The sequence below is a fragment of the Victivallis sp. genome (assembly GCF_048170485.1).
Lineage (GTDB): Bacteria > Verrucomicrobiota > Lentisphaeria > Victivallales > Victivallaceae > Victivallis.
This window is the reverse complement of record NZ_DBEXAY010000051.1, coordinates 1-12540: the sequence shown is the minus strand read 5'-3', so window position 1 is coordinate 12540 and position 12540 is coordinate 1. Positions and strand designations below refer to the sequence as shown.

Sequence of the window (12540 nt, the reverse complement as noted above, 5' to 3'; positions counted from 1 at the left end):
GCCTCATACGCGTGCGCCGTGCCGGGCCGGATCAGAAAAACGTCGCCTTCGGAAAGGTCGCAGCTGCCGTTCGGCGTCACATGCCGGGCGTGCCCCGAGGTCACCAGCACGAGTTCGAAAAAATCGTGCTGGTGCATCCGGCGGTTCCGGCGGTGATCGTAGCGTACCACCCGCAGCGGAAATCCCCCCTTCCAGAGAGCATCTCCCCGCAGGGACTGAATGTTCTGCAACGCGGCCATCGATCGCTCCCTTTTAAAAATGCTTTGAAAGAATTGTACTATCTTCTGAAAGAAAAGTCAAGGATTTTTTGGGCCTTTTCGCTATATTATTCAAAAAAGGAGGCGAAAGTGTCCGAGACGATGATCGAACTGTTTTCCGCCCCCGGTGCGGAGTACCGGGGAATGCCGTTCTGGAGCTGGAACGGCAGACTGGAGCCGGAAAAACTGCGTCGCCAGATCCGGGAATTCAAGGCGATGGGGCTGGGCGGCTTCTTCATGCACTCCCGGGTCGGACTGGCGACGCCCTATCTCGGCCGGGAGTGGTTCGACTGCATCCGTGCCTCCGTCGATGAAGCCCAAAAAAACGGATTGATTCCCTGCCTTTACGACGAGGATCGCTGGGCATCCGGTGCGGCAGGGGGGCTGGTGACATGCGACCCGGCCTGCCGGGCGTGGATCCTCTATCTGCACGCCCACTCCGGGCCGGCGCATCCGGTGAGTTTCGGATTCTGGAGTGCCCGCCTCGACGGCGCGGTCGCCCGCAATCTTCACCACGGTGAACCGGGGCCCGGCGAGACCCGCTTCGAAATCTTCGCCGAAGAGGAGCCGCGCAACGCCTGGTTCAACGGATACACCTATCTGGACGTGCTCAACCCCGATGCGGTGAAGCGGTTCATCGAAGTGACCTACGAGCGGTACAAACGGGAACTCGGCGAGGAGTTCGGCGGTGCGGTTCCGGCGATCTTCACCGATGAGCCGCACTACTGGCGCTACGCCAATCTGGTGCCGCTGCCCTGGCCGGGGGCGGCGGACGCGCCATGGACCCCGCGCCTCCCGGAACTTTTCCGGGAACGTTTCGGGTACGATCTTGCCGGGCATCTGCCCGAACTCTTCTACGACTGTCCGGAGAGAGCGCAGTCGCCGGCCCGCTATCACTACTGGCAGTTGTTGACGGAGCTGTTTGTAAATTCCTTTACCAGACAGCTCGGCACCTGGTGTGAAACAAACCGCATCGCGCTCACCGGCCACCTGCTCTGGGAGGATACGCCTTCCTCGCAGACCCGCTGTGTCGGCGCTTCGATGCGCCACTATCCCTGGATGCAGATTCCCGGCATCGATCAGCTGACCGAATATGGCCAGCTCTACGACGCCTGCAAACAGCTCTCGAGCGCGGCGCGCCAGTTCGACCGGCCGGTGCGGATCAGCGAGGTCTACGGCTGTACCGGCTGGGATATGAGTTTTGCCGGATACAAGGCGATGGGCGACTGGCAGTACGCGCTCGGCGTCAACCGTCGCTGTCTGCATCTGTCGTTCTATACGATGGAGGGGGAGGCGAAGCGCGATTATCCGGCCTCTTTCTCGCCGCATTCCAGCTTCTGCAACGTGCTGAAGTTTCTGGAAGACTATTTCGCCCGGCTCGGCGTGGTGCTCAGCCACGGTCGCGAAGTGCGCGATCTGCTGGTGATCCACCCGGTGGAATCGGCATGGATTCTGCTGAACCGCGATCTAATTGCCGCGCAGGAGTTCGACCGGAAACTGGCGCATCTGCGCAACCTCCTCTTCGATCGCGCGCTCGACTTCGATTACGGCGATGAGGAGCATCTGGCGCAGTTCGGACAGGTGGAGCCGGGGCCGCGGCTGAAGCTCGGTTCCGGCGTCTATCGTGCGGTGCTGCTGCCGGAGATGGAGACGATCCGCAGTTCCACGCTGGCGCTGTTGCGCCGCTTCCGCGAAAACGGCGGAGTTGTCTGCGCCGCCGGAGAAGCTCCCCGCCGGGTGGATGGCGTTCCGCATCCGGCGGCTCTGGAGTTCTGGCGCGACCTGCCGCGCGGTGTCGAAGCGGTGGAGCCGCTGGTCCGGCGGGTGCGTTTCACGACGAAAGAGGGGGAGCCTGTTCCGGGGCTGCTCCACCAGCTGCGGGAGTCGGAGGAGGGGCTGGATCTCTTCCTCTGCAATCCCGGATTTGCATCGGAGGTCCCCGACGAACACCGCATCCGCTGTGTGGAGCGGCGGCGCGAAGTGCCGTTTGTCGCAGTGGAACTCTTCACCTCCCGGAGCGGTTTCCTGTATGAACTGGTGCCGGAGAGCGGAAAAATTCTGCGTCATCCGATGGAAAAATCTTCGGATGGATACTGCTGGTCGACATCTTTTAAGGCATTGCAGAGCAGAATATTCCACTTCTCGTTTCAGGAGATCCCCGGAGCGGAAAATCCGGAGCCGTTCCGGACGGATTTCCAGATGGAATTGGCCCCCCGGGAGTGGGCGATTTCCCGTGATGAACCGAATGTGCTGGTGCTCGACCGGGCCGCGTGGACCCTGGGGGAGGGGAGCCGGCACGAGCCGGATTTCATCCTGCGGATTGACGACGCAGTTCGCAGGGCGCTCCAGGTCCCGGTCCGGGGCGGTCGGATGGTTCAGCCGTGGGCGAGGAGGCAGGAAGCTGTCGTACATGCGCCGCTCGAACTGGAGTACCGGTTCAACGTCGCCGCTCTGCCGGAAGGCGAGCTGTATCTTGCGCTCGAACGGCCGGAGGAGTGGCGGATTACGCTCAACGGCGTATCGCTGGAGAATCGTCCGGAAGCCGGTTTCTGGATCGACGACGCGATTCGCCGCCTGCCGGTGCCGGCAAAACTTCTGCACTGCGGCGAAAACCGATTGTGTCTCTCGCAGGAGTACCGTTCCGACAGTGCCGGACTGGAGGCGCTCTATCTGCTTGGTGAATTCTGCGTGGAGAATGGTTTGCTTCAGCCTCTTCGCCACACGCTTCCCCCGGGGGATTGGTGTCGGCTGGGGTTCCCGAACTATGCCGGCAATATGGTGTATCGAACCACATTCGACTGGAACCGGATGGAGCCGGGCCGCCTGCGTTTGCGGCTGGGGGAGCACGGCTCGACCGCGTTGCGGATCCGGTTCAACGGCAGGGAGGCGGGCATTCTCGGCTGGGAACCGTGGGAGCTGGAGCTTGGCCGGCCGGTCTGCGGCAGAAACACGTTGGAGATCGAGGTGATCGGCTCCCGGCGCAATGCGCTCGGCCCGTTCTTCCTGTCTGAACCGCATCCGTTGCGTTTCGGCGCGAACGAGTTCCGGGAGTACGCCCATCCGGAATATCGGAATCTGACACCGTACGGGCTGTTCACTCCGCCGGTACTGCTGTGGGAACGGGATGGCTGTGGGGTGCGCAAGGATGAACGTTTCCTTTGATGATAAATGCAAGAAAGATCTTAGTATATAACAAGTTGATGTATGTCGATCGAAGCGATGAATTTTTCCGGCGAAGGAGAGGAACAATATGATACAGCAGTATTTTACTCTTATTGAACTCCTCATCGAGATTGTGATCATCGCAATTCTGATGGCCACGCTGCTGCTGATCGCTGTCATCTATCCGGATAAACCGCGCTGGACGTCGCTGCTGATGGGGCCGAATCCGGCCGATCCGGTCAATTCCTGCCAGCGCGGACTGCCCCATCTGCAGGGCAAGTACGCCAGAGGCAAGGTGCACAAGGCCGCCAATCCGCTCACCTTTCACGCCTTTTCGACGTTTTGCAAGAATATGGACGACTACTTCTTTCCCCGGTATGGATTTAAAGTTTGCATTCGGGGTAGAGGGCATGTATCGTAATGGATTACGTAAAATTTAAACTGAGACAGGGAGTTTGTATCATGACACTGTTCCTTTCGCATCGCGGGGAGTCGGATGACGCCCCGGAAAACACCTTGAACGCCTTTTCGCTCGCCATGGAACGCGATTCGGACGGCATTGAACTGGATATCCGCCTTTCCGCCGACGGGGAAGTTGTCTGTGTCCACGATGAAACCCTCGAACGGGTGGCCGGGGCGAAACTTGCCGTCGCAGAGGCATCGCTTGCGGAATTGCGGAAATTCTACCCGGTACCGCGGCTTTCGGAGGCGCTTGCCGTGCTCCGCCCCGGCAAACATATGCAGATCGAATTAAAGGGAGTTCAGCCGCTTGCCCGGCCGCTGAAAACGGTGCTGGAGCAGTGGGGCGGCGACCGCCGCTCTCTGGCACTGAGCTCGTTTGAGGAAAGTACCATCCAAAGTGCGGCGGAGCTCTTTCCCGACCTGCCGCGGCTGCTGCTGATCGACCTGAAGGAGCGCTTCGGCGTGTTTCCTTCGGCGGAACAGGTGATGGAGCATCTGCGCAAACTGCACTGCACCGGCATCAGCTTCAAGGCGACCACGGAGGCGGATGCGGCGTTTGTCGCGGCATTGCACGCGGAGAAGTTCCGGGTGGTTGCGTGGGGCGTCGCTTCGGATGAACTCGGTCTTGCGATGGCCGCACTCGGCGTCGACGCCATGACCTGCAATCACGCGGTGGCGCTCCGCCGCCTGTGGCGTGAATGCCGAGACCGCTGACATCTTTCGTCAATAGAGGGAGGCGCGTCGTTCGAGGCGGTAGAGGCTTGCTCCTTCGCCGAAGGCGGGGCCGACCGAGAGCCAGTAGGTGAGGCAGCGCCGGTTGAGATCGAGCGTCGCCGCGGCGTAGCCCGGATTTTCCCTCGTTTCCGCCGCAACGGAGCCGTCCGGCAGAAGGATCTGCGCCGGGGTCGGCTCCTTTGCCTCCCCCTGGGAGATCGAGGCGGCGAGAATGATTCCGTTGTCCATCGCCCGCGCCGGCCAGATGTGCCGCCAGTGGGTTCCGTCGCCGTCTCCGGCCAGCGGAAAGAGCACCAGTTCCGCGCCGTTGAGCGCGAGGTGGCGAACGCTTTCGCTGAACCAGTTGTCCCAGCAGGTCGCGATTCCGACCCGGACGCAGTCCAGCGGAAACACCGGGAACTCATTCCCCGGCAGGAAGCCCGCTTCCGCTTCGCTGAGCGTCAGATGAACTTTGCGGTATTTGCCGACCAGCTCTCCGTTCCGGCCGAGAATGATTGCCGTGTTGTAAAGGTTGTCCCCCTCCCGTTCGGCGAGGGTGGTGACGACGTAGGAGTGGAAACGTTTCGCCTGGGGCGCCAGAAATTCGCTCCACGCTCCGGGGATCGTCTGCGCTTTCCGGCACGGGAGGCCGGGCGTGCTGCGCGTATTGAGATTTTCCGGTAGAAGAATGAGATCGGGATGCTCTCCCGCCGCCGCCAGACGGTCGAACAGCTGTTCCGCGAGTTGGAGATTCGCTTCTTCGGTGGAGGGGCGCGGCGGGTCGATTTTCGTCGTAATCAGCCGCAGCGTGCGCGGCGGAATGACACACCCCTCCATCGCCGGGTGGAAAAAACGGACCGGCTGATTCATCCAGCGGCTGAACATCCGCAGTTCCGCCCGGACCGCTTCCGCCGGACGCGGAAGAACACGGTGAAAACGGCGCTTCTTCCCGGAAATTTCCCGTTCGAGATAGTCCCGGGCGATGAGTTTCCCGTCGGCAGTGAACCAGTCCGCCACCACACCGACACTCTCCGGCGGCGCCGCGGAATCGACCTCCGCTTCGGCCTGAAAGCGGAACGCCGGACTTTCATCGAGTGAGAATCCGGCAATGTGTGCCGCCATCACGGCTGAGGAGCTGTTCCGGCTGATGACAAATGCATCCCCCGACCGGTACAACTCCGGTGCCGGGTGGACATCCGGCGGAAGAAAGGTGGAACAATACTCCGGTTTGCGCATGGCGGCCTCCTGTCAGCTGAAATATTTTGCGTATAATGTAGTTTCGCTTTCGAAGGATGACCAGCACAGTTTCCCGGAAAAGATACAAAAAACCCGGATTCCTGATTCCAGGCTCCGGGTTGCGGCAGGAGACGGATTTCAGCGTCGTCCGCCATGTCCGCCCCGATGGGGGCCATGCGGAGGAGCCGGCGGGCCCGGGGCACGAAAATGCCGCGGCGGCGGAGCTGTCCAGACCGGCGGCGTCACCACCACGGGAGCCGGGGCGGTCACCACCGGCGGCGTCACCACCACGGGAGCCGGGGCGGTCACTACCGGCGGCGTCACCACCACCGAGGCAGGGGCGGTCACTACCGGCGGCGTCACCACCACCGCCGGCGGCGGGGCGAGGATCGTCTTGACCAGCCGGACAATGTCCGTCGCCAGTCCGACTCCCTCATTGTGATGTGGCGGGCCTCCTGCCGATACCGGCAGAGTGAAGAGTGCTGTGGCTCCGAGAATCGACAGAATTTGAATCGTGTTCTTCATGATCGTTTCCTTTCTCTGTTGTTGATCCGTCCATCCGGATCGCTTCGAAAGAATAACGAATTGAAAAATAATTTTATTATCCTTAATATATGGAAAATTTAAATAATTTGTCGTAAAAAAACTCCGGCGCGGAGAAGCCGGCCGGAGCGGGGAACGTGTGAATTATCCGCGGTTGGCGTTGGCGCGGTACCAGGCGACGGTTTCCGCCATGCCCGCCGTGAAGTTGAAGGCGGGCTTGAAGCCGGTTGCCATGAGTTTGTCCGGTGCCGCCATCGAATGCTTCACGTCGCCGGCACGTTCAGGCCGGTAAAGAATTTCCGAATGGGAACCGGTGAGGCGGATGATCTCCTTCGCCAGATCGTTGATGGTGATCTTGCCGCCGTAAGCCACGTTGTAGACGCCGGTGAAATCGTGGGTCGCCATGAAGACGTTCGCCGCCACGATATCCTTGACGTAGATGAAGTCGCGGGTCTGCTCGCCGTCGCCGAAGATGGTGAGCGGTTCGTTGGCCAGCGCCTTCGCCAGAAAGATCGGAACCGCCGCCGCGTAGGCGCTCTTCGGGTCCTGCCGGGGGCCGAAGACGTTGAAATACCGCAGACAGGCGGTCTGGAGGCGGCCGGTTTCGGTGAACATCCGGCAGTAATATTCGCCGTCAAGCTTGGTGATCGCGTAGGGGCTCTTGGGTTCGGGGAACATCGTTTCCACTTTGGGAACAACCGGATTGTCGCCGTAGATCGCCGCGGAGGTGGAGAAGCAGAGCTTCTTCACGCCCGCTTTCGCCGCCTCTTCCAGCACGACGATCATGCCGGTGTCGTTGATGTCGATGCATTCGGTAATCCGGCTCATCGACTCCGGCACGCTGATCATCGCGGCGAGGTGGAAGACGTAATCTACCCCTTGCATCGCCGCCGCGACCGCCTCCCGGTCGCGGATGTCACCCTCGATGAATTCCACTTCCAGTCCGTCAAGATTCCTCCGGAAACCGCTGCGCAGGCTGTCGAACACCCGCACGTCAGCTTTCCCCTGAAAATACTCCGCAATATGGGAGCCGATGAATCCGGCACCGCCGGTGATGAGAACACGCATTATTTCACCTCTTCTGCACGTGCAAAGTCAAAGTTTTTCAAATGTTCCGGCAGCGGCGGCACTGCGACCGGCATTCCGCCGGAACGGATCGATTCAGCGCCGCAGCATCCTGCCGCGACGCTGTTGCGCGCCGCCTGCGGCGAAGACCAGACATCGTATTTCCCCCGGATGGCATCGAGGAAGCTGCGCACGATCAGCGGATCAGCGCCGCCGTGCGGCCCGTCGAAAGGTTCAATCCGGTAGGTGATGTCACCCTCCAGCCGGAAGGTGTCCTTGCGGCGGGTCCACACCTGAATGCTGCTGGTGTAGTCGCCGTAGTTTTCCAGCCGTCCTTTCGTGCCGATGACGGTGTAGTTCCGCGTGCCGTCCGGCGTGTAGTGGCACTGCTGGTAGGAGGCGAGCACGCCGTTGTCGAGGCGCATGTTGATCATGTTGAGATCTTCCACCTCGATTTCCGGATACATGTCCTTCTGCTCCATCGGCGGCCAATGGTAGTTGGTCCAGACCGAGGAGATTCCCTCCTTGATGCGGGCTTCCGAAGCAGCGCGGCGCGGAAGTTTGTCGTAGACCGAGAGGTTGCCGAAACCGACGGTCAGGTTGGTGTAGCCGCCCGCCAGCCAGTGGATGATGTCGATGTCGTGCGCCCCCTTCTGGAGCAGCAGGCTGTTGGAGTAGCGTCGTGCTGCGTGCCAGTCGCGGAAATAGGCGTCGCCGCCGTAGCTGATGAAGTGGCGGCACCAGACGGTCTTGACTTCACCGATCGTCCCGGCGTCGATGATCTCTTTCATCTTGCGGGTGAAGGCCATGTAGCGCATGTTGTGGCCGATGACCAGCTTGGTGCGGTGGCGATAGGCGGTCTCCAGAATGCGGTCGCATCCTTCGATGGAGATCGCCATCGGTTTCTCCAGGTAGACCGGAATGTCATGCTCCAGGGCGAACACCGCGTGTTCCTCATGCAGAAAATCGGGAGTGGTGATGATGACGCCGTCGAGATGCTCCTTTTCGATCATCTCCCGGTAGTCGGAATAGACGTTCGGAGTGTTGTTGAGCTTTTCCTTCTGCCGCTTGAGAAAGCGCTCACGCCCCTCCGGATAGATATCCGCTCCGGCGACTACGGTGAAACCCTCCTTCGGCAGATGGGCATAATCCGCGATGTTCCCTCTGCCGGATGCTCCGATGACTCCGATTCGCAACATATCCATGGTGAAACCCTCCTGTTTGAGATATGGTTCAGTGCTTAATATAGCGGGATTCAACAACTCGGGAATGGAAAAAATTCCGAATTTTATGGATTTTTCGGCAATCAGCCGGGAAAATGTGAAAATTGGGTGAAAACTCGTTCAAAGAGTTGAAAAAATCACGAATGTGGTGTAAATTCAGTAACATTATTTGTGAAGGCATGATTTGTATCTATACCTTATAATAAGGGATCGACCTTTACTTTATTAACCAATGGAGGAATCATGGCAAAGAAAATGCAGACCATCGACGGCAATTACGCTGCGTCTTACGTAGCGTACGCCTTCAGTGAAGTCGCGGCGATCTACCCGATCACCCCGTCTTCGACGATGGGAGAGTACGCTGACACCTGGGCGAGCCAGGGCCAGAAGAACATGTTCGGCGAAACGCTTCAGGTCGTCGAAATGCAGTCCGAGGCCGGTGCCGCCGGTGCAGTGCACGGCTCTCTCAGCGCCGGTGCGCTGACCACCACCTACACCGCCAGCCAGGGGCTGCTGCTGATGATTCCGAACATGTACAAGATCGCCGGTGAAATGCTCCCGACCGTCTTCCATGTTTCGGCCCGTGCGCTCGCCGCCCAGTCGCTGTCGATCTTCGGCGACCACTCCGACGTGATGAGCTGCCGCGCCACCGGCTTCGCGATGACCTCCGCCGCGAGCATCCAGGAGACCCACGACCTCGCGCTGGTCGCCCATCTGGCCACGCTCGAAAGCGAAATCCCCTTCCTCGCCTTCTTCGACGGATTCCGTACTTCGCACGAATTCCAGAAGGTTGAGCTGCTCGATTATGCCGACATGAAGTCGCTGCTCGATATGAAGTATGTCGAGCGGTTCCGCAACCGCGCCCTGCGTCCGGAAGCGCCCTACGCCAAGATGGCCGCGCAGAACCCGGATGTCTACTTCCAGGGCCGTGAAACCACCAACGCCACCTACGACGCTCTGCCGGGGATCGTCCAGAAGTACATGGACAAGGTCGCCGCGCTCACCGGTCGTCAGCTCCACCTCTTCGACTATGTCGGAGCGCCGGATGCCGACCGCGTCATCGTTGCGATGGGTTCCGGCTGCGAAACCATCGAAGAGGCGATCGGCTATTTGAATGCGAAGGGCGAAAAGCTCGGTCTGCTGAAGGTCCGCCTCTATCGCCCGTTCGCCGCCGACGTCTTCGTCAAGGCGATTCCGGCGACCGCGAAGAAGATCGCGGTGCTCGACCGCTGCAAGGAGCCCGGTTCGCTCGGCGAGCCGCTCTTCCTCGATGTCAAGGCTGCGCTGGCCGACCGCAAGGACGTCACCGTCATCGGCGGCCGTTACGGACTCGCCAGCAAGGAGTTCACTCCGTCGATGGTTCTTGCGATCTACAAGCACCTCGCCGGCAAGTGCACCAGCAACTTCACCGTCGGTATCAACGACGACGTGACCCATCTCTCGCTGCCGATCGATGAAGTGATCGTCACCGAACCGGCCGGCACCACCGCCTGCATGTTCTGGGGGCTCGGCGGCGACGGTACCGTCGGCTCCAACAAGAACTCGGTCAAGATCATCGGCGACCACACCGACAAGTATGTCCAGGCCTACTTCGTCTACGACTCGAAGAAGTCCGGCGGCATTACGGTGTCGCACCTGCGTTTCGGCGACAAGCCGATCACCAGCGAGTACACCATCACCGCGCCGAATTTCGTCGCCTGCCACAACTCGGCCTACATCGGCCGGTATGACATGCTCGCCGGCATCGTCGACGGCGGCACCTTCCTGATCAACAGCGAACTCCCCGCCGACAAGGTGTTCGAGAGCTTCACCCGCGACATGCAGGAGACGATCCTCAAGAAGCATGTCAAGGTCTACACGATCGACGCTCTGAAGCTCGCGCTCGAAATCGGCAGTGCGAAGTATGTTTCGACCATCATGCAGACCTGCTTCTTCAAGCTGGCCAACATCATTCCGGCCGATGACGCGATCAACTACATCAAGGCTGGAATCGAGAAGAAGTTCAAGAAGAAGGGCGACGAGGTCGTCAAGCAGAACCAGATGTGCGTCGACCGCGCGCTGGCGATGCTCCAGGAGGTCAAGGTTCCGGCGTCGCTCGACGGCGTTGCCGCTTTCGAAGCGGTTGAAACCATCACTCCGGAAATGGGAACCTTCGCCAACACGCTGATGAAGCCGATTCTCCATCAGCAGGGCGACAACATTCCGGTTTCGGCGATGAGCTACGACGGCTCGATGCCGACTGCCACCTCGCAGTATGAAAAGCGCGGCATCGCTCCGAGCGTGCCGAAGTGGGATCCCTCGAAGTGCATCCAGTGCAACCAGTGCGTGATGGCGTGCCCGCACGCCGCGATCCGCGCCAAGCTGATTCGCGAAGCGGATCTGGCCGGCGCACCGGCGACCTTCCAGGTGGTCGATGCGAAGGCGGTCAAGGAGCCGGGGCTGAAGTTCCGTCTGCAGGTCTTCATCGAGGACTGCACCGGTTGCGGCGTCTGCGTCGAGACCTGCCCGGCCAAGGAGAAGGCGATCAGCATGACCCACACGCCGGACGAGCGTGCCGCGGGGCAGGATGCCAATGTCGAATTCTTCCTCTCGCTGCCTGACAACGTGCTCGGCGGAACCAATCCGGCGACGGTCAAGGGCTCGCAGTTCCTGCGTCCGTACTTCGAGTTCAGCGGCGCCTGCGCCGGCTGCGGTGAAACTCCCTACGTCAAACTGGTCAGCCAGCTGTTCGGCAACCGCATGATCGTGGCGAACGCGACCGGCTGCTCCTCGATCTACGGCGGATCCTTCCCGAGCCTGCCCTACTGCAAGGACAAGCAGGGCCGCGGCCCGGCGTGGGCGAACTCCCTCTTCGAGGACAACGCGGAATACGGCTTCGGTATGCGGATCGCGGTTGACAAGAACCGGGAACAGCTGATGAGCAACATCAAGCGCATCCAGGAGCTGGGCGTCTGCTGCGACACCATGAAGGGGCTGCTGGATTACGCGGTTGCGAACTGGGAGAGCACTTCCGACGAAGCGATCGAAAATCAGAAGAAGATCGGCGAACTTCTGCCGACCGCCATCGAGAAATCTGAAGGCGAGCAGAAGGCGATCTATCAGAAGATGCTCGAGCTGAAGGATTACTTCGTTGACAAGTCGGTCTGGATCCTCGGCGGTGACGGCTGGGCCTATGACATCGGCTTCGGCGGCCTCGACCACGTCGTGGCGCAGAACCGCAATGTCAACATTCTGGTGCTCGACACCGAAGTGTACTCCAACACCGGCGGTCAGGCTTCCAAGTCCACCCCGATCGGTGCGGTCGCACTCTTCGCCAACAGCGGCAAGCGGCTGACCAAGAAGAACCTCGGTTTCATGTGCATGAGCTACGGCAACGTCTACGTCGCGTCGATTGCGATGGGAGCCAACCGTCAGCAGGCGCTGACCGCCATCCGCGAAGCCGAAGCGCACAAGGGACCGTCGATCATCCTGGCCTATGCGCCCTGCATTGCGCACGGCATCAACATGACCAAGAGTCAGACCGAGGCGAAGCGCGCGGTGGAAGCCGGTTACTGGCCGCTCTATCGCTACAACCCGGCGAACGAAAAGCCGTTCACCTGGGAGACCAAGGAAGCGATCTCCAGCTTCCAGGACTTCATCCGCAGTGAAAACCGCTACAAGGCGCTCTACAAGACCGCCCCGGCGGATGCGGAAGACCTCTTCGCGCGTGCGGAAGCCGATGCGAAGCGCCGGATGGACTTCTACAAGAACCTCGGCGAGGTGATGAAGTAATTCGCCTTTCGCGATACTTCAACCCCCGCTCCGGATTTCCGGGGCGGGGGTTTTTTCTTGGAAGTAGTTTGCGCTTGCCGGGGGGAGGGGCAGGCGGTCCAGTTGAC

Annotated in this window: 9 protein-coding genes; 4 read left to right on the top strand and 5 right to left on the bottom strand. The window is 60.5% G+C overall.

From position 1 onward, the window contains the following. Nucleotides 1–239 (bottom strand): AraC family ligand binding domain-containing protein (locus ACMLHG_RS02800; protein WP_417169474.1); only part of this gene is annotated, 239 nt, incomplete at its 3' end. Between the two features lie 108 nt (nucleotides 240–347). Between ACMLHG_RS02800 and ACMLHG_RS02795 the strand changes: the two genes are divergently transcribed. From ACMLHG_RS02795 to ACMLHG_RS02785, 3 genes are all read left to right on the top strand, one after another. Beyond that, nucleotides 348–3419: a glycosyl hydrolase gene (locus ACMLHG_RS02795; protein WP_417169473.1), complete on the top strand. Its 3072-nt coding sequence runs from the start codon at nucleotides 348–350 to the stop codon at nucleotides 3417–3419. A gap of 88 nt (nucleotides 3420–3507) precedes the next feature. After that, nucleotides 3508–3840, top strand: a complete 333-nt coding sequence (locus tag ACMLHG_RS02790; protein WP_417169472.1) for a hypothetical protein — start codon at nucleotides 3508–3510, stop codon at nucleotides 3838–3840. Nucleotides 3841–3881: 41 nt separating this feature from the next. Beyond that, nucleotides 3882–4595 carry a glycerophosphodiester phosphodiesterase gene (locus ACMLHG_RS02785; RefSeq protein WP_295806820.1) on the top strand — a complete coding sequence of 238 codons (714 nt, stop codon included), beginning with the start codon at nucleotides 3882–3884 and terminating at the stop codon, nucleotides 4593–4595. Nucleotides 4596–4604: 9 nt separating this feature from the next. On the opposite strand, the gene ACMLHG_RS02780 is transcribed toward ACMLHG_RS02785, so the two are convergent. The 4 genes from ACMLHG_RS02780 to ACMLHG_RS02765 all read right to left on the bottom strand — a co-directional run bounded on the left by ACMLHG_RS02780 (nucleotide 4605) and on the right by ACMLHG_RS02765 (nucleotide 8644). Then, nucleotides 4605–5831: a carbon-nitrogen hydrolase family protein gene (locus ACMLHG_RS02780; RefSeq protein WP_417169471.1), complete on the bottom strand. Its 1227-nt coding sequence runs from the start codon at nucleotides 5829–5831 to the stop codon at nucleotides 4605–4607. A gap of 138 nt (nucleotides 5832–5969) precedes the next feature. After that, nucleotides 5970–6356 (bottom strand): hypothetical protein, encoded by a 387-nt coding sequence (locus ACMLHG_RS02775; protein WP_417169470.1) that lies wholly within the window; start codon nucleotides 6354–6356, stop codon nucleotides 5970–5972. 162 nt (nucleotides 6357–6518) lie between these two features. Further along, nucleotides 6519–7442 carry an NAD-dependent epimerase/dehydratase family protein gene (locus ACMLHG_RS02770; protein WP_417169469.1) on the bottom strand — a complete coding sequence of 308 codons (924 nt, stop codon included), beginning with the start codon at nucleotides 7440–7442 and terminating at the stop codon, nucleotides 6519–6521. After that, nucleotides 7442–8644, bottom strand: a complete 1203-nt coding sequence (locus tag ACMLHG_RS02765; RefSeq protein ID WP_417169468.1) for a Gfo/Idh/MocA family protein — start codon at nucleotides 8642–8644, stop codon at nucleotides 7442–7444. The genes ACMLHG_RS02770 and ACMLHG_RS02765 overlap by 1 nt, the downstream gene beginning before the upstream one ends. A gap of 261 nt (nucleotides 8645–8905) precedes the next feature. Between ACMLHG_RS02765 and nifJ the strand changes: the two genes are divergently transcribed. Further along, the gene (gene nifJ / locus ACMLHG_RS02760; protein WP_294435803.1) at nucleotides 8906–12433 is read left to right on the top strand and encodes a pyruvate:ferredoxin (flavodoxin) oxidoreductase; all 3528 of its coding nucleotides are present in this window, start codon (nucleotides 8906–8908) and stop codon (nucleotides 12431–12433) included. Nucleotides 12434–12540 lie beyond the last annotated feature (107 nt).

Coding starts and splice junctions, on each gene's coding strand:
- ACMLHG_RS02790 (WP_417169472.1), top strand. CDS start 3,508: ATGATACAGCAGTATTTTACTCTTATTGAACTCCTCATCGAGATTGTG.
- ACMLHG_RS02785 (WP_295806820.1), top strand. CDS start 3,882: ATGACACTGTTCCTTTCGCATCGCGGGGAGTCGGATGACGCCCCGGAA.
- ACMLHG_RS02780 (WP_417169471.1), bottom strand. CDS start 5,831: ATGCGCAAACCGGAGTATTGTTCCACCTTTCTTCCGCCGGATGTCCAC.
- ACMLHG_RS02775 (WP_417169470.1), bottom strand. CDS start 6,356: ATGAAGAACACGATTCAAATTCTGTCGATTCTCGGAGCCACAGCACTC.
- ACMLHG_RS02770 (WP_417169469.1), bottom strand. CDS start 7,442: ATGCGTGTTCTCATCACCGGCGGTGCCGGATTCATCGGCTCCCATATT.
- ACMLHG_RS02765 (WP_417169468.1), bottom strand. CDS start 8,644: ATGGATATGTTGCGAATCGGAGTCATCGGAGCATCCGGCAGAGGGAAC.
- nifJ (WP_294435803.1), top strand. CDS start 8,906: ATGGCAAAGAAAATGCAGACCATCGACGGCAATTACGCTGCGTCTTAC.